15 protein-coding genes and 1 riboswitch are annotated in these 19,692 nt (G+C 72.3%); of the genes, 4 read left to right on the forward strand and 11 right to left on the reverse strand.

Translation table 11 applies throughout. From position 1 onward, the window contains the following. The first annotated feature begins 268 nt into the window (after positions 1–268). Positions 269–1,309 (forward strand): septation protein SepH, encoded by a 1,041-nt coding sequence (gene sepH, locus LMU33_RS01720; RefSeq protein ID WP_228616629.1) that lies wholly within the window; start codon positions 269–271, stop codon positions 1,307–1,309. A gap of 172 nt (positions 1,310–1,481) precedes the next feature. On the opposite strand, the gene LMU33_RS01725 is transcribed toward sepH, so the two are convergent. Then, on the reverse strand, positions 1,482–2,333 hold the full coding sequence (locus LMU33_RS01725; protein WP_228616631.1) for a sulfurtransferase: 852 nt from the start codon (positions 2,331–2,333) through the stop codon (positions 1,482–1,484). A 320-nt stretch (positions 2,334–2,653) separates the two neighbouring features. On the opposite strand from LMU33_RS01725, the gene LMU33_RS01730 reads away from it, so the two are divergent. After that, complete coding sequence (locus LMU33_RS01730) at positions 2,654–3,445, forward strand: VOC family protein (protein WP_228616633.1); 792 nt, start codon at positions 2,654–2,656, stop codon at positions 3,443–3,445. A 37-nt stretch (positions 3,446–3,482) separates the two neighbouring features. Here the strand turns inward: LMU33_RS01730 and LMU33_RS01735 are convergent, their stop codons facing one another. From LMU33_RS01735 to LMU33_RS01750, 4 genes are all read right to left on the reverse strand, one after another. Further along, positions 3,483–4,133: a thymidine kinase gene (locus LMU33_RS01735; RefSeq protein ID WP_228616635.1), complete on the reverse strand. Its 651-nt coding sequence runs from the start codon at positions 4,131–4,133 to the stop codon at positions 3,483–3,485. Positions 4,134–4,191: 58 nt separating this feature from the next. After that, entirely contained in the window at positions 4,192–5,382 is a 1,191-nt protein-coding gene (locus LMU33_RS01740; protein WP_228616637.1) for an alkaline phosphatase family protein, read from the reverse strand. After that, positions 5,382–5,969 carry a DUF5998 family protein gene (locus LMU33_RS01745; protein ID WP_228616639.1) on the reverse strand — a complete coding sequence of 196 codons (588 nt, stop codon included), beginning with the start codon at positions 5,967–5,969 and terminating at the stop codon, positions 5,382–5,384. Before LMU33_RS01745 ends, LMU33_RS01740 begins: the two co-directional genes overlap by 1 nt. 265 nt (positions 5,970–6,234) lie before the next feature. Then, positions 6,235–9,141, reverse strand: a complete 2,907-nt coding sequence (locus tag LMU33_RS01750; RefSeq protein ID WP_228616641.1) for a bifunctional acetate--CoA ligase family protein/GNAT family N-acetyltransferase — start codon at positions 9,139–9,141, stop codon at positions 6,235–6,237. A gap of 178 nt (positions 9,142–9,319) precedes the next feature. On the opposite strand from LMU33_RS01750, the gene LMU33_RS01755 reads away from it, so the two are divergent. After that, positions 9,320–9,601, forward strand: coding sequence for an HPr family phosphocarrier protein (locus tag LMU33_RS01755; protein ID WP_228616643.1), 282 nt, complete (start codon positions 9,320–9,322; stop codon positions 9,599–9,601). A 147-nt stretch (positions 9,602–9,748) separates the two neighbouring features. Here the strand turns inward: LMU33_RS01755 and LMU33_RS01760 are convergent, their stop codons facing one another. The 4 genes from LMU33_RS01760 to LMU33_RS01775 form a co-directional block, all read right to left on the reverse strand. Further along, on the reverse strand, positions 9,749–10,435 hold the full coding sequence (locus LMU33_RS01760) for a GntR family transcriptional regulator (protein ID WP_228616645.1): 687 nt from the start codon (positions 10,433–10,435) through the stop codon (positions 9,749–9,751). A 197-nt stretch (positions 10,436–10,632) separates the two neighbouring features. Further along, positions 10,633–11,376, reverse strand: a complete 744-nt coding sequence (locus LMU33_RS01765; RefSeq protein ID WP_228616647.1) for a M23 family metallopeptidase — start codon at positions 11,374–11,376, stop codon at positions 10,633–10,635. 12 nt (positions 11,377–11,388) lie between these two features. Further along, positions 11,389–11,551, reverse strand: a riboswitch (cyclic di-AMP (ydaO/yuaA leader). A gap of 236 nt (positions 11,552–11,787) precedes the next feature. Beyond that, a complete protein-coding gene (locus tag LMU33_RS01770) occupies positions 11,788–13,176 on the reverse strand; it encodes a M16 family metallopeptidase (protein ID WP_228616649.1) in 1,389 nt (462 codons plus the stop codon). Beyond that, positions 13,173–14,567: a M16 family metallopeptidase gene (locus tag LMU33_RS01775; protein ID WP_228616651.1), complete on the reverse strand. Its 1,395-nt coding sequence runs from the start codon at positions 14,565–14,567 to the stop codon at positions 13,173–13,175. Before LMU33_RS01775 ends, LMU33_RS01770 begins: the two co-directional genes overlap by 4 nt. Positions 14,568–14,825: 258 nt before the next feature. Between LMU33_RS01775 and LMU33_RS01780 the strand changes: the two genes are divergently transcribed. Then, a complete protein-coding gene (locus LMU33_RS01780; protein ID WP_228616652.1) occupies positions 14,826–17,285 on the forward strand; it encodes a DNA gyrase/topoisomerase IV subunit A in 2,460 nt (819 codons plus the stop codon). On the opposite strand, the gene LMU33_RS01785 is transcribed toward LMU33_RS01780, so the two are convergent. Next, complete coding sequence (locus LMU33_RS01785) at positions 17,282–18,367, reverse strand: CobW family GTP-binding protein (protein WP_228616654.1); 1,086 nt, start codon at positions 18,365–18,367, stop codon at positions 17,282–17,284. The two genes, LMU33_RS01780 and LMU33_RS01785, sit on opposite strands and share 4 nt — an antisense overlap. 69 nt (positions 18,368–18,436) lie before the next feature. Further along, the gene (locus tag LMU33_RS01790) at positions 18,437–19,603 is read right to left on the reverse strand and encodes a citrate synthase/methylcitrate synthase (protein WP_228616656.1); all 1,167 of its coding nucleotides are present in this window, start codon (positions 19,601–19,603) and stop codon (positions 18,437–18,439) included. Positions 19,604–19,692 lie beyond the last annotated feature (89 nt).

Genomic DNA, 19,692 nt, shown 5'->3' on the forward strand with positions numbered 1-19,692 from the left:
AGTACTGTTGCGAGCCCTGGGTCCGGTCTCCCACCAGGGTGTCCGCGGCCTTGAAGGACCGCCGGGAGGGGGCTAGTTGCACAGGGTGACAGATTTCGTCACTTAGCGTTGCGAATAGGTAACCGTGCCATAACGGCGGCCCAGGGCCCGTGCCCGACACGCCGGGCAACTCGGCAAGGTTGTGGCAGGCTGCACCCGGGCAGGCCACACTCGACTAGCGGAAGCAGCGACGCACGTGACGTCGGCAGGCACCACCCGGGAGGTCCCCATGCCCGAACTGCGTGTCGTGGCCGTCTCGAATGACGGCACACGGCTGGTGCTCAAGGCTGCCGACGCAACGGAGTACACCCTTCCGATCGACGAACGGCTGCGCGCCGCCGTGCGCGGCGACCGGCCGCGCCTCGGCCAGATCGAGATCGAGGTCGAGAGCCATCTCCGCCCCCGTGACATCCAGGCGCGTATACGTGCCGGTGCCACCGCGGAAGAGGTGGCGCAGCTCGCCGGGATCCCCGTCGACCGGGTCCGCCGCTTCGAGGGTCCCGTGCTGGCCGAGCGCGCCTTCATGGCCGAGCGTGCCCGCAAGACCCCGGTCCGCCGGCCAGGCGAGAACTCCGGGCCGCTGCTCGGCGAGGCGGTGCAGGAGCGGCTGCTGCTGCGCGGCGCCGAGAAGGACACCGTGCAGTGGGACTCCTGGCGCCGCGACGACGGCACCTGGGAGGTGCTCCTCGTCTACCGGGTCGCGGGCGAACCGCACTCGGCGAGCTGGACGTACGACCCGCCCCGGCGGCTCGTGCAGGCCGTGGACGACGAGGCGCGCTCGCTGATCGGCGAGTCCGACGACCTGGCCGTGCCCGAGCCGAGCTTCCCGTTCGTCCCGCGCATCGCCCGCCTGCCACGCGAGCGTTCGATGGACCGCGCGCTGGACCGGGGCGAGCGGGAGCGGCCGAGTCTGCCCGCGCAGCCGTCCGAGCCCGCCGAGGAGAGCACGGGCGAACGCGACTCGCTGACCAGCCTGCTGGAGGCCGTGCCGAGCTTCCGGGGTGACCTGGTGGTCCCGGAGCGCCCGGCGGAGACACCGGAGGAGCCCGACGGCGAGCCCGCCGCCGAGGAGCCGCCGGCCCCCGCCGCCTCGGCCGGTTCGGCCTACGCGGACGTCCTCATGCCCCGCTCCGTCGGCAGCCACCGCGACCGGCTCATCGGCGCCACCGACCGTCAGGCCGAGGCCGACGGCGTCCGCCCCGGCCGCCGTGCCGCCGTGCCGAGCTGGGACGAGATCGTGTTCGGCACGCGCCGCAAGAAGCAGGAGTAACCGGCCGTACGGGAACGGAACAGTGGGGGCACGCGTGCGTGCCCCCATTTCCGGCTGCACGCGTGCGTGACCGGTTTTCAGGCCGCACGCGTGCGTGCGCGGTTGTGAGCCCTCACGCGTGCGTGCGCGGCTTTCCGGCCGCGCGCGTGCCTACCCCGCTTCCCGACTGCCGCTACTGCGGATCCGCGCCCACCGCCACCGGACGGGACGGGTCCGAGGACCATGCGGACCAGGAACCGACGTACAGGGCCGCCGGAATGCCGGCCACCGCGAGCGCGAGAACCTCGTGGGCGCCCGAGACGCCCGAGCCGCAGTACACACCGACCTCGGCGTCCGTGGAGACGCCCAGGGCCTTGAAGCGGTCCCGCAGTTCCGCCGCGGGCAGGAAACGGCCGTCGGGGCCCACGTTCTCCGTCGTCGGCGCCGACACCGCGCCCGGGATGTGGCCGCCGACCCGGTCGATCGGCTCCACCTCACCGCGGTACCGCTCCCCCGCCCGCGCGTCCAGCAGCACACCCGCGCGGGCCAGGGCCGCGGCCCCGTCCGCGTCCAGCAGCCCCGACACGGCCGGCACCGGCCGGAAGTCGCCCTCGGCCACATCCGGCACCTCGTTCGACAGCTCGCCCTTCCAGGAGGGCAATCCGCCGTCGAGGACCCGCACGTCCGGGTGACCCGTCCAGCGCAGCAGCCACCAGGCCCGCGCCGCCGCCCAGCCCTGGCCGCCGTCGTACACGACGACCGGCCGGCCGGCCGACACGCCCGCGCGGCGCATCGCGGCGCCGAACTCCGCGAGGTCCGGCAGCGGATGCCGGCCGTTCTCCCCGGGCTCTCCGGCCAGTTCCCGGTCCAGGTCGACGAAGGCCGCGCCGGGAATGTGCCCGGCCTCGTACTCGGCCCGCCCGTCGAAGGCCGGCGCGCCCGCCGCCTTCGCCACGCTCAGCTGCCAGCGCACGTCCAGCAGCACCGGAGGGCGGTCCCCGGTGAGCTCGTGTGCGAGATCGGATGCGGTGATGATGGCTGTCATGCCGCCATGCATACGCCAGGGGTGGCCGCGGCGTCCAGGTCCGGCTACTCTGCTCGGCCGGGCAGGCTCGATCACCGGGCGTACGGGATCGAGCACGTGTTGTACAACCGGCGGACACCCGCCGGCCATCGTCAGGAAGCGGCGAAAGACGGCAGACCGGGCATCCTCCCGGAGGTACAGCCGAGCGTCGACGCGGTAAGTCCCGTCGCGGCGTGGAGGATGCGGGCACCGGCACGGGCGTACCCGCCGCCGGCGTGGACACCCCTTCCGGGGAGCGGAAGCGACACGGCCACCGCGAGGGGCCGGGGAGAGAGTGATCGATGACCGAGGCACGGGAGCCGGCCGGCCCGCACGCGCGGCGTGCGCCCGGCACGCCCTGCTGGGTGAGCCTGATGGCACACGGGCTGGCCGCCACCGAGGAGTTCTACGGTGAGCTGTTCGGCTGGGAGTTCCGGCCGGGCCCGCAGCAGCTCGGCCCGTATGTGCGGGCGCTGCTGGACGGGCACGAGGTGGCCGGCATGGGCCAGCTGCCGCCGGACCGCCGGCTGCCGATCGCCTGGACGCCGTACCTCGCCTCGCAGGACGTGGACCAGACGGCCGACACGGTACGGGAGTGCGGCGGCACCGTGGCGGTCGGACCGCTGGACGCCGCCGAGGCCGGGCGGATCGCCATCGCCGCGGATCCCTCCGGGGCCGTCTTCGGCATCTGGCAGGGCGTCGCGCACCTGGGTTCCGCGATCACCGGGGTGCCCGGCACGCCCGCGTGGAACGAGCTGGTGACCTTCGAGACGGAGAGCGTCTCCAAGTTCTACGCGACCGTGTTCGGTTACGAGCGGGAGCCGATGATCTCCGCCGACTTCGACTACGTGACCCTGTATCTCGCCGGCCGCCCGGTGGCCGGGCTGCACGGAGTAGGCCACGCCCTGCCCCGGGATCGCGGACCGCACTGGCAGACGTACTTCGAGGTCGCCGACGCCGACGCGACGGTGCGGCACGTGGCGGACCTCGGCGGCCGCGTCATCAGACAGCCGCACGACAGCCCGCACGGCCGGGTGGCGACGGTGGCGGACCCGGAGGGCGCGGAGTTCTCGGTGATCCAGAACCCGCACTGAGCACCGGGGTGGAACCAGTCGGTCGCCCGCGTCGGATTCAGCCGGACGAGACCGGCAGGACGTCCGGGGAGAGGGCCGCCGCCCGTGCGGTCGCCGCGGTCATCCGACGGCGGTGATGGCGGCGGCACAGCACCTCGTAGCCGACCTCGTCGGCCGCCTGGTTGACGTCGCCTACGACCACCTGGGCGCCCTCGACCACCATCTCGCCGCCTATCGTGCGGGCGTTGTGCGTGGCACGGGCGCCGCACCAGCACAGCGCCTCCACCTGGAGCACCTCGATGCGGTCGGCCAGCTCCACCAGCCGCTGCGAGCCGGGGAAGAGCTTGGAGCGGAAGTCGGTGGTGATCCCGAAGGCGTACACGTCAAGGCCGAGATCGTCCACCACGCGCGCGAGCTGGTCGATCTGCTCGGGCGCGAGGAACTGCGCCTCGTCCGCGATCACGTAGTCGGCCCGGCGGCCCTGCGAGAGGTGCTCCACGAGAGAGGCGTACAGGTCCTGGTCGGCGGCGACCTCCACCGCGTCGGTGACCAGGCCGAGCCGGGAGGACAGCTTGCCCTCGCCCGCGCGGTCGTTCCGGGTGAAGATCATGCCGACGAGACCGCGCGCGGAGCGGTTGTGCTCGATCTGCAGAGCCAGGGTCGACTTCCCGCAGTCCATCGTTCCGGAGAAGAACACCAGCTCGGGCATGAGGAGTTGAGCACCTTTCGGCGAGTAGTCACACGAGTAGTCACGGGGGAGGCGAGCGTCAGGAGCGTACTTCGAGCAGCGGGACCAGCTGCTCGGCGGGCGTCATCGAACCGTGGTTGCCGACCAGCGCCGACTCCTTCGGTTCGCGCTCGGACGCGATGATCAGCACATCGTCGTGCGCGGCCGCGACCACGTCCCCGAGCCGTGGGTACACCCGCTCGTCGATGTGCGGCCCGAACCAGCCCGCCGCGATCGCCTCGTCCCGCGAGGCCACCCAGAACTGCTCGCCGAGCACCTCGCGCCAGACGGTCAGTACGTCGTTCTCGGCGCGCGGCACCGCGTACACGTGCCGCGCCCGGCCCTCGCCGCCCAGCAGGGCGACCCCGGCGCGCAGTTCCCAGTCCGTGTCGAAGTCGATGCGGTGCTCGTCGTCGAAGGGGACGTCGACCATGCCGTGGTCGGCGGTGACGTAGAGCGCGCTGCGCGGCGGCAGTTGCTCGGCGAGGCGCTGGGCGAGCCGGTCGACGTACATCAGCTGGCCGCGCCAGGTGTCGGAGGCGACACCGTAGCGGTGTCCGGCGCCGTCCAGCTCGGAGTAGTACGTGTAGACCAGCGAGCGGTCCCCGGCGGCCAGCTGCTCGGCCGCGAGGTCCATGCGCTCCTCGCCGCTCAGCCGGCCGTGGAAGCTGCCGCCGCTGAGCGCGATCCTGGTGAGCGGGGTGTGCTCGAAGACGGGCGAGGTCACCTGGGCGGCGTGCACCCCTGCGTCCTGCGCCAGCCGGAAGACGGTGGGGTACGGCTGCCAGGCGCGCGGATCGGTGTACGGCTGCCAGCGGAGCTGGTTCATCAGCTCGCCGGTCGCCGGGTTGCGCACGGTGTAGCCGGGCAGGCCGTGCGCGCCGGGCGGCAGGCCGGTGCCGACGGAGGCGAGGGAGACGGCGGTGGTCGCCGGGTAGCCGGCGGTGAGCGGGCGGCCCGTGCCGCCGCGTGAGGTGCCGAGCAGCGAGCTCAGGAAGGGGGCCTCGTCCCGGTGGGCCAGCAGCTGCTCCCAGCCGAGCCCGTCGATCAGGAGGACGCAGACCCGGTCGGCAGCGGTCAGTTCCCGGATCGTGGCGGTCATGCCGGGGACGCCCATGCCGGCGGCCAGGGTGGGCAGCAGGTCGGCGAGGGAGCCGGTGCCGTACTCGGGCAGCGGCGCGGTGTCCAGGGCGAGCGGTTCCGGGTGGTCCCAGGCGGAGAGCTGGGACATCAGCGGGCGATGTCCGCGGTCGCCTCCGAGATGGCCTGTGCGAAGACGAGCGCCTGCCGCACCGTCTCCGGGCCGTCCCCGGCCTCGCTGACGCGCAGGCTGAGGTCGTCCGCCGTGGAGCTGCCGGTGTAGCCGTGGTCGGCGTCGCAGTTGGGGTCGCCGCAGGCCGCGGGCTCCAGGTCGATGCGGCTGACCGCGCCCCAGCCGATGGTCAGCACGACCTCGCGGGGCAGGGTGCCCGGCGCGTACTGCTCGGGATTGGCGACCACCCGGCTGACCACGACCGACGAGATCCGGCCGAGCTTCACGGACTCGGTGGAGGTGGTGGCGTACGGCGTCGGGGAGGTGCTGTCGGCGGCCTGCTCGTCGGTGTGGCTGACGATGAAGCGGTTGCCGGTGAGAACGAGCACGGTCACATGCCGCCGCACCTCGTTCTGGTCGAAGGTGGTCTCCTGGTGGACCAGGTACGACCGGATGGGCTCGCCGCCCACAGCGGCCTCCACCGCCTCGGCCACGAGGGCCGGGTAGTAGCCGCTGCGCTCGATCGCTGCGCGCAGCCCCTGGGTCGTCGTACTGGTCTTGGCCATGGCGTCCATCCTAATCCGTGGGCACGGGGGGTCCGGGCCAGTCGCGCAGACCGGGGGCGGGCCGCGGCCACTGGGAGCCGAGGCGGAGGCGGTCGGCCTCAGGGACACGCGGCCGCGCTCGATATGGGCTCCGCCGCGTGGGCGCGAGAACCCTCACGTTCCCGCACCCGCGCACGCACCGGAAGCCCCGAGCCGACAGGCGCAGCCGCCCTCGGGCAACCGCCGGGCCCGGCGATCTCCATGCGGCCCCCACCCCTTCCCCCGATCAGTAGGCCGGCATCGTGCGCGGGCCGAGGTCGTCGCGGACGGGCGGGGGCGCGACCCGCACCGTGGCGCCGAGGACGCTCACGCCGTGCGGGGCGACGACGACCGGTTCCAGGGTGACGGCGACCACCTCGGGATGGTCGTCGACCAGCCGGGACACCCGCAGCAGCAGCGCCTCCAGCGCCGGGGTGTCGACGGGTGTGGAGCCGCGCCAGCCGAACAGCAGCGGTGCCGTACGGATCGACCGCACCAGCGAGGTCGCCTCCCGGTCGGTGACCGGGACCAGCCGGTGCGCCATGTCCCCGAGCAGCTGGGAGGCGGCCCCGGCGAGCCCGAACGACAGCACGGCCCCGGCCGCCGGGTCGATCACGGCCCGTACGACGGTGTCGACGCCGCGCGGTGCCATGCCCTGCACCACCGGCCGCAGCTCCTCCGGCTTGCCGAACAGCCCGGTCAACTCGGCGTACGCCCGGCGCAGTTGCTCCTCGTCCGCCAGGTCGAGGCGTACGCCGCCCAGGTCGGCGCGGTGCCGCAGATGCGGGGCGGTGGCCTTGAGGGCGACCGGGTAGCCGAGGGCGCGGGCGGCTTCGGCGGCGGCGTCCGGGGTGGGTGCGGGCAGCGCGCGCCGCACCGGGATGCCGTACTTGCCGAGCAGCTCGCAGGTCTCCGCGTCGGAGATGGTGAGCCCTTCCCCCCGCGCGAGAAGCTCGCCGATCAGCCGCGCGGCCCCCTTCTCGTCGATGTCCTCGTACTCGGGCACCTTCCCCGGATCCATCGCCTCCCTCCGCCACTGCCCGTACTTGACGGCTTCGGCCAGCGCCCGCACGGCGCGCTCGGCGGCGGGGTAGGCGGGTATGAGGTGCATGCCTTCCGGCGGACCGGTCGCATCCCCTGCCGCGGTGGGCGCACCGGTCTCCGCCACCGCGGTGGGCGGCCGTTCCGCAGGGCGACGGGGGTCCCCCCGCTCGAGCGAGGACGAGAGCGGGGAAGGGCGGGCGCCGGCCTCGGTACCGGCCGCCCCGGAAACGGCCTGTGGTGCAGTGCTCGCCGCAGCCGACAACGCCTCCGCAAGCCCCCCGAGCTCCACATGCACCACCAGCACCGGCTTCCCCGGAACGGCAGCCGCAGCCGACCGCAACGCCTCGGCCAGCTCCGCATCCCCCGGGGAGGCTTCCCCGATCGCGGGGATCGCCGTCACCACGACGGAGTCGCACGTCTCGTCGGCCAGCGCGGCACCCAGCGCCCGGTGGAAGTCCTCCGCCGTGGCCCCCGTCGTCAGGTCCAGCGGGCGCGAGGGCCGCAGGCCCTCCGCCACACACCGGTCGTACGTCAGCACCCCCAGCGACTCGGAGTTCCCCAGGATCGCCACCCTCGGCCCCGCCGGCAGCGGCTGCCGGGCGAGCAGCAGCCCCGCGTCGACCAGCTCGGTGATCGTGTCGACCCGGATCACCCCGGCCTGCCGCAGCAGTGCGGAGACGGTGGCGTGCGGCAGCCGGGTGGCCCGGACCGCGTGCCCCTGCGGCGCGGAGCCGACCCCCTGCACCACGACCAGCGGCTTGGCCGCCGCCGTCCGGCGCGCGAGGCGCGTGAACTTGCGCGGGTTGCCGATGGACTCCAGGTACATGAGGACGACGTCGGTCTCGGGGTCGTCGTACCAGTACTGGAGGACGTCGTTGCCGGAGACGTCCGCGCGGTTGCCGGCGGAGACGAAGGTGGACACGCCGGTGACCCCGGTGACCCCTCCCCCGCGCCGGTGCAGCCGGGACAGCAGGGCGATGCCGATGGCGCCGGACTGGGCGAACATGCCGATGCGGCCGGGGCGGGGCATCTCCGGGGCGAGGGAGGCGTTGAGGCGCACGTCCGCGGCGGTGTTGATGATCCCGAAGGCGTTCGGGCCGATGAGCCGCATGCCGTACGCGCGTGCCTGCCGGACGAGCGCCCGCTGCCGCTCGCGGCCCTCGGGCCCGCTCTCGGCGTACCCGGCGGAGAGCACGACGAGCCCCTGCACCCCGTGTTCCCCGCACTCGGCGACCACGGCGGGCACGTGCTCGGCCGGTACGGCGACCACGGCGAGGTCCACCGGGCCGCCGATGTCCCGCACGCGCCGGTGTGCCGGCACCCCGTCGACCTCCTGCAGGTCCTCGGGGAATGCCTTGTTCACCGCGTGCAGCCGGCCGCCGTAGCCGGCGTCCCGGATGTTGCCGAGGACGCTGCGGCCGACGCCGCCGGGGGCGCGGCCGACGCCGACGACCGCGACCGAGCCGGGCATCAGCAGCCGCCGTACCGAGCGGGCCTCGGCGCGCTGTTCCCGCGCGCGCTGCACGGCGAGGGAGCGGTCGGTGGGTTCGAGGTCGAACTCCAGGCGGACGACGCCGTCCTCGAAGCTGCGCTGCTGGGTGTAGCCGGCGTCCGTGAACACCTTGATCATCTTGGTGTTGGCGGGCAGCACCTCGGCGGCGAAGCGACGGATGCCGCGCTCGCGGGCGACCGCCGCGATGTGCTCCAGCAGGGCGGAGGCGACCCCGCGGCCCTGGTGGGCGTCCTGCACCAGGAAGGCCACCTCGGCCTCGTCGGCGGGTACGGACGCGGGCATGCCGTCCGCGCCGATGCGGTCATAGCGTACGGTGGCGATGAACTCGCCGCCGATGGTGGCCGCGAGTCCCACCCGGTCCACAAAGTCGTGGTGCGTGAAGCGGTGGACGTCCTTGGCGGAGAGCCTGGGGTACGGCGCGAAGAAGCGGTAGTACTTCGACTCGTCCGAGACCTGCTCGTAAAAGCTGACCAGGCGGTCGGCGTCATCAACGGTGATGGGCCTGATGCGCGCGGTACCCCCGTCGCGCAGCACCACGTCCGCCTCCCAGTGGGCGGGGTATTGGTGCCGGTCCTGCCGGTCCGCCGAGGTCTGCATGGGCCCCAGAGTACGGCTCGCGTCCGACAACGGCGCGGGGCAGTCTGTGGAGGACGGAAGCCGGAACCGAGGCCGCGGTTCCGACGCCACGCCGGAGCGGACGAAGGTCCGCTCCGGGCATGCTTCGCGATATGGGAAACTGGTCTAGACAACCCTGAAGACTGAAGGGCAGCAACACATGGCTGAGCGCCGCGTCAACGTCGGCTGGGCCGAGGGTCTCCACGCCCGCCCCGCCTCCATCTTCGTCCGAGCCGCCACGGCCGCAGGCGTCCCGGTGACGATCGCCAAGGCTGACGGCAACCCCGTCAACGCGGCCTCCATGCTGGCTGTCCTGGGCCTGGGCGCCCAGGGCGGCGAGGAGATCGTCCTCGCCTCCGACGCCGAGGGCGCCGAAGCCGCCCTGGACCGTCTGGCCAAGCTGGTCTCCGAGGGCCTCGAGGAACTGCCCGAGACGGTCTGAACACCAGCGCATTGATACGGCGGAGCCGCGTCGCCCTTTTCGGGCGGCGCGGCTCCGCCGTTTCCGGGCTCATTGCGCGCACACCGGAATTGAAGCAGCGGAAATAGACCGCAGCCGAATACCTCTTCTTTGTATACGGCGCCCGTGTTAATGCCGAAGGCCCGACATGTTTACGGCGTGTTGCGAAGTCCTCACACGTTCGGCGCTCCCGGAAAAACGCAGCCGGTGCGCGGCCGTCGCGCGCTCGGTGTGCAGCGCCGCGACCGCCCGCGCGCGCTCGCCGTCGCCGCGCGCCACCGCGTCGACGATGGCGCCGTGCTCGGCCCAGTGATCCACCGGGCTCGACGGCGCCTCCACCGCGTACATCCAGGCGATCTTGTGCCGCAGCTGGCCGAGCATCGCGGTCAGCGAGGGGCTGCCCGAGGCCTGGGCGAGCGTCTCGTGGAACCAGCCGCCCAGCGAGCGCAGATCGCCGCTGTTGCCACTGCGGGCCCGCTCCTGGCCCAGCCTGACGAGGCCGCGCAGCACCTTCAGATGGGCCTCGGTGCGCCGCTGGGCGGCCCGGGCGGCCCCGAGCGGCTCCAGCAGCAGGCGCATCTCCAGCAGGTCGGCGGCCTCTTGCTCGGTCGGCTCGGCCACGCACGCGCCCGCGTGCCGGCGGGTCACCACGAAGCCCTCGGCCTCCAGGGTGCGCAGGGCCTCGCGGACAGGCACGCGCGAGACGCCGTAGCGGCGGGCCAGGACTTCCTCGGTCAGCCGGCCGCCGCGCTCGTAGACACCCGCGACGATGTCGTCCCGGATGGCCGTGCACACCGAGTGCGCCGGAATACGCATGACCGACCTCCGCCTTAATCCCCGTGAAACGTCGACGATGGACGCGTGTTCCGTGACTCTATTCCAATGAGCCGTAATTTCCGACGGAGGTCCGGAATCCATGGATATTTTTTGGTCAGCGGGTCGGGAGGGGCCCGCGGAAAACGGCGAAAGCCCCGGCTCGTGAGCCGGGGCTTCGCGTGGGGCGCGACGGGGCGTCAGACGTTCACGCCGTGCTTGCGGAGGTAGGCGACGGGGTCGACGTCCGAGCCGTAGTCGGGGGTCGTACGGGCCTCGAAGTGCAGGTGCGGGCCGGTGGTGTTGCCGGTCGCGCCGGACAGGCCGATCTGCTGCCCGGAGCTGACCTGCTGACCGACCGAGACGCCGATGGACGACAGGTGGCCGTACTGGGTGTACATGCCGTCGGCCATCCGGATCACGATCTGGTTGCCGTACGCGCCGCCCCAGCCGGTGGAGACGACCGTGCCGGAGCCGACCGCGTGGACGGGGGTGCCACTGGCGGCGTGGAAGTCGATGCCCGTGTGGTGGCCGGAGGACCACAGGGAGCTGCTGGCCTGGTAGCCGGTGGAGACGTAGGAACCGGCTATCGGGGCGACGAAGGCGTTCAGGCGTTTGCGCTCGGCCTCCCGGGCGGCGCGGGCCCTGGCCTCGCGCTCCTCCTTCGCCTTCCTGGCGGCGGCCTTCTCGGCCGCCTTCTGCTCGGCGGCCTGCTGCTGCGCGTCGGCCTGTGCGTCGATGTGCTCGGCGACGTCGTCGCTCACGGCGAGGACCGGCGTGAGGCCGGTCTGCTCCACCGTGTTCTCGGCGGCGAGTGCCGGGGAGGCGGCGAGGGTGCCGATGACACCGGTGGTGGTGAGGGCCGCGACGCCTGCCGCCTGAGCGGTGGTGCGCTTGACCCGGCCGGGCTTGCGGTGCTTCCCGGTGGCGCACATGAACGCCATGAAGTGGCTGGTCCTTTCCTTCCCTCTCGCCTACCGGGTTAGCTGACGGGTTCGGAGCAGGAAGGTCTCCTACGGACTCCCTCGCGCTCGCGCGGGCGCCCGATTCACCCCAGGGACTGCGTGGGTCCCCGGCTCCCCTGGCTCGCGCCGTACGGGGACTCGGCGATGGCTGTCCGGTGCCGCGGGTGCGGCGCACTGCCTGCTGACGAACAGCCCGGACGACGCTACGAAAGCCTGCTTCCGAACCCCAAACCGATCCGGGCTTTTGTAGCGCATCCCACAGGGCAGACAGGCAACCTCCGTCTCAAATCGGGCATCTGAGGAAGGGAGTGGAACGCCGGGGGCCCTGACGACGAGTCGGTCGTCAGGGCCCCACGCGCGTGTGCCGTCACGCAGCCGTCCGTGCGGCCACTACTCGGCCGCCACCACGGTCACTTCACCGATGCCGAGCGCCTCCACCGGCGCCTTGATCTGGGCGGCGTCACCGACGAGGACGGTCACCAGGCGGTCCACCGGGAAGGCGTTCACGGCGGCCGCCGTGGCCTCCACCGTGCCCGTCGCGGCGAGCTGCTGATAGAGCGTCGCCTGGAAGTCGTCGGGCAGGTGCTGCTCGACCTGGTCGGCCAGCGTGCTTGCGACGGCGGCCGCGGTCTCGTACTTCAGCGGCGCCACCCCGACGAGGTTCTGCACGGCCACGTCCCGCTCGGCGTCGGTCAGGCCGTCCGCGGCGAGGGTGCGCAGCACCTTCCACAGGTCCTCCAGCGCCGGGCCGGTGTTGGGGGTGTCCACGGAGCCGCTGATGGCGAGCATCGACGCGCCCGTGCCGTCCGGCGCGGAACGAAGGACCTGGCCGAACGCGCGCACACCGTAGGTGTAGCCCTTCTCCTCGCGCAGGACGCGGTCCAGGCGGGAGGTGAGGGTGCCGCCGAGGCAGTAGGTGCCGAGCACCTGTGCGGGCCACACGCGGTCGTGCCGGTCGGGGCCCACGCGGCCGATGAGCAGCTGCGTCTGGACGGCGCCGGGCCGGTCCACGATGACCACGCGTCCGGTGTCGTCCGCGGTCACCGGCGGCACGGGCCGGGGCTCGCCCGGGGTGCCCGTCCAGGCGCCCAGGGTGTCGCCGAGCAGCGCGTCCAGGTCGACGCCGGTGAGGTCGCCGACGACGACCGCGGTGGCCGTGGCGGGGCGTACGTGCCGGCTGTAGAAGGCGCGTACGGCGGCGGCGTCGATCTTCTCGACCGTCTCCTCGGTGCCCTGGCGCGGGCGCGACATGCGCGAGGCCACCGGGAACAGCTCCTTGGAGAGTTCCTTCGCGGCCCGGCGCGAGGGGTTGGCCAGCTCGTGCGGGATCTCGTCCAGGCGGTTGCGGACCAGCCGCTCCACCTCGCTGTCGGCGAACGCGGGCGCGCGCAGCGCGTCGGCGAGCAGGCCGAGGCCCTTGGCCAGGCGGGAGGCCGGCACCTCCAGGCTGATCCGGACGCCGGGGTGGTCGGCGTGGGAGTCCAGCGTGGCGCCCGCGCGCTCCAGTTCGGCGGCGAACTCCTCGGCGGAGTGCTTGTCGGTGCCCTCGGAGAAGGCCCGCGCCATGATCGTGGCGACGCCGTCCAGGCCAGCCGGCTCGGCGTCCAGGGGTGCGTCCAGCAGCACCTCGACGGCGACGACCTGCTGGCCGGGCCGGTGGCAGCGCAGCACGGTCAGGCCGTTGTCGAGCGTGCCCCGCTCGGGGGCCGGGAACGCCCACGGCTTGGCCTCGCCGGGCTGCGGCTGGGGGTGGAAGTCCATGGTGGCGAGCTCGGTCACTTGGCCGTCTCCTCGTTCTCGTTACCGGCCTCTACGGTGGCTTCCTGCTCCGGGTCCTCGGGCACGTCGGCGTCCGGGGCCTGCTCCGGGGACTTCGGTTCGTAGACCAGGACCGCGCGGTTGTCGGGGCGCAGGCGGGCCTTGGCGACCTCCTGGACCTCCTCGGGGGTCACCTCCAGGACGCGCTTGACGGCGGTGAGGGCGAGCTGCGGGTCGCCGAACAGGACGGCGTACCGGCACAGTTCGTCGGCGCGGCCGGCGACCGTGCCGAGCCGGTCCAGCCACTCGCGCTCCAACTGGGCCTGGGCGCGCTCCATTTCCTCGGGGGTGGGGCCCTCCTCGGCGAACCGGGCCAGCTCCTCGTCGATGGCGGTCTCGATGACCGGCACCTCGACGTCACCGGAGGTCTTCACGTCCAGCCAGCCCATGGAGGGCGCGCCGGCGAGCCGCAGCAGGCCGAATCCGGCCGCGACGGCCGTGCGGTCGCGGCGCACCAGCCGGTTGTAGAGGCGGGAGGACTCGCCGCCGCCGAGGACGGTCAGGGCGATGTCGGCGGCGTCGCACGCGCGCGTGCCGTCGTGCGGGAGGCGGTAGGCCGCCATCAGGGCGCGCGCCGGGACCTCCTCGACGACGACCTCGCGCTTCTGCTCGCCGATGACCTCCGGCAGCGAGCCGTCGCGGGGGGCGGGCTTGCCGTCGTGGGACGGGATCGACCCGAAGTACTTCTCGATCCAGGCGAGGGTCTGGTGGGGATCGATGTCGCCGACCACGGAGAGTACCGCGTTGTTCGGCGCGTAGTAGGTACGGAAGAACTGGCGGGCGTCCTCCAGGGTGGCCGCGTCCAGGTCCGCCATCGAGCCGATCGGCGTGTGGTGGTAGGGGTGGCCCTCCGGGTACGACAGGCCGGTCAGCTTCTCGAAGGCCGTGCCGTAGGGCACGTTGTCGTAGCGCTGGCGGCGCTCGTTCTTGACGACGTCCCGCTGGTTCTCCATGGACTCGTCGTCCAGGGCGGCGAGCAGCGAGCCCATGCGGTCGGCCTCCAGCCAGAGTGCGAGCTCCAGCTGGTGGGCGGGCATGGTCTCGAAGTAGTTGGTGCGCTCGAAGCTGGTGGTGCCGTTCAGCGAGCCGCCGGCGCCCTGGACGAGCTCGAAGTGACCGTTGCCCTGGACCTGCGCCGAGCCCTGGAACATCAGGTGCTCGAAAAGGTGAGCCAGGCCGGTACGGCCCTTGACTTCGTGGCGGGAGCCGACGTCGTACCAGAGGCAGACCGCCGCGACCGGGGTCAGGTGGTCCTCGGAGAGCACCACGCGCAGACCGTTGGCCAGGCGATGCTCGGTCGCTGTCAGGCCCCCGGAGCCTGCCTCGGCTGTGGTCGTGTGACCCATGGGCATGTACATCCCTTCGCGAGCGGAGGCGGTTGTGGAAACCGCGGTTTTCCTGCCGTTCCTGCCACTGTATGCAAACCGTGCGGGACCTCGGCGAAGTTCCGGCGGGACGTACGCCCACAGCGGATCCCGCGGCCCCCTCCGGACCCGCCCGGGGACGCTGGGAAACCTCCGGGGACCGGGTCGTGGCACGGGTTGTCAGTGCCGCGGTCCACAATGGTCCGCGTCAGATCAGTCAATCGCTTCAGCAAGGAGCCGGCAGCGATGGCCCGCCGCAGCACGAAGACCCCGCCGCCCGACGACTCGTTCGAGGAGAGGATCCTCGACATCGACGTCGTGGACGAGATGCGTGGCTCCTACCTCGAGTACGCGTACTCGGTCATCTACTCGCGCGCCCTGCCGGACGCCCGTGACGGCCTCAAGCCGGTGCACCGCCGGATCGTCTACCAGATGAACGAGATGGGCCTGCGCCCCGACCGCGGCTACGTGAAGTGCGCGCGCGTCGTCGGCGAGGTCATGGGCAAGCTGCACCCGCACGGCGACGCGTCGATCTACGACGCGCTGGTGCGCATGGCCCAGCCCTTCTCCATGCGGGTGCCGCTGGTCGACGGCCACGGCAACTTCGGCTCGCTGGGCAACGACGACCCGCCGGCCGCCATGCGGTACACCGAGTGCCGCCAGGCCGAGGCGACGAGCCTGATGACGGAGTCGATCGACGAGGACACGGTCGACTTCGCGCCGAACTACGACGGCCAGGAGCGCGAGCCGGTGGCGCTGCCCGCCGCCTTCCCGAACCTGCTGGTCAACGGCTCCTCGGGCATCGCGGTCGGCATGGCGACGAACATGGCGCCGCACAACCTGCGCGAGGTCATCGCGGCCGCCCGCCACCTGATCAAGTACCCGAACGCGGATTTGGACGCGCTGATGAAGCACGTCCCGGGCCCGGACCTGCCCACCGGCGGCCGGATCGTCGGCCTGGACGGCATCCGTGACGCGTACGCGACGGGCCGTGGCACCTTCAAGATGCGCGCGACGGTCTCGATCGAGACCGTGACCGCCCGCCGCAAGGGCCTGGTGGTCACCGAACTGCCCTTCACGGTCGGCCCCGAGAAGGTCATCGCGAAGATCAAGGACCTGGTCAACGCGAAGAAGGTCCAGGGCATCGCCGACGTCAAGGACCTCACCGACCGTGAGCACGGCCTGCGCCTGGTCATCGAGATCAAGAACGGCTTCGTGCCGGAGGCCATCCTGGAGCAGCTGTACAAGCTGACCCCGATGGAGGAGTCCTTCGGCATCAACAACGTCGCGCTGGTGGACGGCCAGCCGCTCACGCTGGGCCTGAAGGAGCTGCTGGAGGTCTATCTCGACCACCGCTTCGACGTGGTCCGGCGCCGCAGCGAGTTCCGCCGCGGCAAGAAGCGCGACCGGCTGCACCTGGTCGAGGGTCTGCTGACCGCGCTGGTCGACATCGACGAGGTCATCCGGCTGATCCGGTCCAGCGAGAACTCCGCGGAGGCCAAGGAGCGCCTGATGCAGCGGTTCTCGCTGAGCGAGGTGCAGACGCAGTACATCCTCGACACGCCGCTGCGCCGGCTCACCAGGTACGACCGCATCGAGCTGGAGGCGGAGAAGGACAAGCTCACCGCGGAGATCGCGGAGCTGACCCGGATCCTGGACTCCGACGCGGAGCTGCGCAAGCTGGTCTCGGCCGAACTGGCCGCCGTGGCCAAGAAGTTCGGCACCGACCGGCGTACGGTCCTGCTGGAGTCCGCGGGCGCCCCGGTGGCCACGGTGCCGCTGCAGGTCGCCGACGACCCGTGCCGGGTGCTGGTGTCCTCGACGGGTCTGCTGGCCCGTACGGCGACCGCCGAGCCGTTCCCCGAGCAGGCCGGCGCCAGGCGCGCCAAGCACGACGTGATCGTCTCGGCGGTGCCGGCGACCGCGCGCGGCGAGGTCGGCGCGGTGACCTCGGCGGGCCGGCTGCTGCGGATCAACGTGGTCGACCTGCCCCAGCTGCCGGAGACGGCGACCGCGCCGAATCTCTCCGGTGGGGCACCGCTGGCGGAGTTCGTCTCCCTGGAGGACGACGAGACGGTGGTCTGCCTGACCACGCTGGACGAGTCGTCCCCGGGCCTGGCGCTCGGCACCGAGCAGGGTGTCGTCAAGCGTGTGGTCCCCGACTACCCGTCCAGCAAGGACGAGTTGGAGGTCATCACGCTGAAGGACGGTGACCGGATCGTCGGCGCGGTGGAGCTGCGCACCGGCGAGGAGGACCTGGTCTTCATCACGGACGACGCGCAGCTGCTGCGCTTCCAGGCGTCCATCGTGCGTCCGCAGGGCCGTCCCGCGGGCGGTATGGCGGGCATCAAGCTCACCGAGGGCGCCAAGGTGATCTCGTTCACGGCGGTCGACCCGGCGGTGGACGCGGTGGTGTTCACGGTGGCGGGCTCGCGCGGCACGCTGGACGACTCGGTGCAGACGACGGCCAAGCTGACCCCGTTCGACCAGTACCCGCGCAAGGGCCGGGCCACCGGCGGCGTGCGCTGCCAGCGGTTCCTGAAGGGCGAGGACTGCCTGTCGCTGGCCTGGGCGGGCCCGACTCCCGCACGCGCGGCGCAGAAGAACGGGACCCCGGCGGAGCTGCCGGAGCTGGACCCGCGCCGGGACGGCTCGGGCACGTCGCTGCCGAAGACGGTGGCGGTGGTCGCGGGACCGGTGCTCTAGCCCTCGTACGACGCCTCGTACGGCTGCGCGCCGGGCTCCTCCTCGGAGCCCTGGACATAGCGCAGGACGCCCCACATGCCGTGTTCGTCGGCGTGTGGGGCGTCGTTCTCGCACCCCTTGAGCTCCTGGCCGAGGGCCTCGGTGTCGATGCCGGAACCGATCAGCACGAGCTGGGTGAGGCGGTCGCCGGCAGCGCCCCAGGGCTCCGGGTAGAACCGCAGGAAGCGGCCGACGGCGTGCACGGCGTACCGGTTGAGGGGGTCGTACGGCCCGAAGCCGACGTACCCCTTGATCCGGTACAGCCCCTCGGGGCGGCTGTCCAGGAACCGCATGAGCCGGCGGGGTTCCAGGGGCGCCTCGGAGGTGAAGGAGAGGCTGTCGTAGCCGGTGTGCAGATGACCGGCGTGCTCCTGGTGCCCGTCGCCCTCGATGTGCTCGTGCAGGTCGTCGAAGGACAGCTGCCCGATCCGCTCCTCGCTCGGCCTGCAGTCGAAGAGGAACTCCGGGTCGATCCGGCCGTAGGTGGCGGGGACCACGGCGGCGCGGTCGGCGAGGGAGCGCACCAGACCGAGCACCCGGTCACCGTCGGCGGCCCGGTCGAGCTTGTTGACCACGATCAGGTCGGCGAGGGCGAGATGCCGGTCGATCTCCGGATGCCTGGCACGGGTGTCGTCGAACTCGGCGGCGTCCACGACCTCGACCAGACCGCCGTAGACGACCCTCGGATGCTCGCTGGCCAGTACCATCCGCACCAGTTCCTGCGGCTCGGCGAGCCCGCTGGCCTCGATGACGATCACGTCGATGCCGGTGCCCGGGTCGGCGAGCCGCTCCAGGTAGAGGTCGAGTTCGCCGGCGTCGACGGCGCAGCACAGGCAGCCGTTGCCGAGGGAGACGGTCGAGTCGCCGAGGGCGCCCGCGACGGCCATCGCGTCGATCTCGATGGCCCCGAAGTCGTTGACGATCGCCCCGATCCGGCTGCCTCCGCTGCGGTGCAGGAGGTGGTTGAGGAGCGTGGTCTTCCCGGAGCCCAGGAATCCGGCGAGCACGACGACCGGGATCTGCGGACCGCTGCTGTTCCCCAACGGGTGACCTCTCTCCTGTGGACCGGCTGCCGGACCAGGATAAGAGGGCGTCGGCGTCGGCCGGCCGGGTCAGAGCGCGGCCGGTACCGCGACCGGCGGCGTCGGCCCCACATACCGCGCCACCGGACGGATGATCTTCGATTCGGCCGCCTGTTCCAGAATGTTGGCGCTCCAGCCGACCACGCGTGCCGCCGCGAAGGTGGGGGTGAACATCTCGCGGGGAAGTCCGCAGAGCTCCATGACCACACCGGCGTAGAACTCCACGTTGGTGTGGAGTTCACGGCCGGGCTTCAGCTCGGCGAGGATCGCCTCGACGCGGCGCTCGACCTCCACCGCGAAGTCGACGCGCGGACCGCCGAAGCCGAGGGCGATCTCCCTCAGCATCCGCGAACGGGGGTCCTCCGTGCGGTAGATGGCGTGTCCGAAGCCCATGATCCGGTCGCCGGCGAGCACCCGCTCGCGGATCCACGGGTCGATCCGGTCCGGCGTGCCGATGGCGTCGAGTGTGTCCAGGGCCCGGCTGGGCGCGCCTCCGTGCAGCGGCCCGGACAGGGCACCCACCGCTCCGGTCAGGCAGGCGGCCACGTCGGCTCCGGTGGAGGCGATGACGCGGGCCGTGAAGGTTGATGCATTGAACCCGTGATCGATGGTTGAGATCAGATATTGCTCGACCGCACGTGCCTGGCGCGGCTCGGGCTCCTCACCCGTGAGCATGTACAGGTAGTTGGCCGCGTACGGGAGGTCGTCGCGCGGTTCGGCCGGCTCCAGGCCCTGCCCCAGCCGGTACAGCGCGGTGAGCAGGGTGGGTACGGCAGCGCAGACGGCCAGGGTGTCGGCGCGGCGCCGGTCGGCGTCGATGTCGTACACCGGGCGCAGACCCCGCGCCGAACCCAGCAGGGACAGGGCCGTGCGCAGCCCGGACAGCGGCCCGGAGACGCGGCTCGCCGCGGCGATCGCGGGCAGTGCCGCGCGGACCTCCTCGGGCAGCCGCCGCAGCGCCGCGGTCTCGGCGGTGAAGGCGGCGCGGCGCTCCGCGTCCGAGAGCGAGCCGTGGACCAGAAGGTGCCAGACGTCCTCGAAGCCGCGGGTCCGCGCGAGTTCGACGGCCGAGTACTGGCGGTAGTGGTAGAAGCCCTCGCGCCCCCGGACGTCACCGATCTCGGTCTCGGTGACGACGACGCCGGCGAGTCCGCGCGGTGCCTCGATGAGCGGGGTCGCGGTCCTGTTGATGGCCATGGTTTCTCCTCCCTGGACTTGATCCGACTGTCCATGCTTGACTGATTTCTTGTCAATATTGATTTAATCAATGTATTCCGATCAACATG

The sequence above is a fragment of the Streptomyces barringtoniae genome (assembly GCF_020819595.1).
Classification (GTDB): domain Bacteria; phylum Actinomycetota; class Actinomycetes; order Streptomycetales; family Streptomycetaceae; genus Streptomyces; species Streptomyces barringtoniae.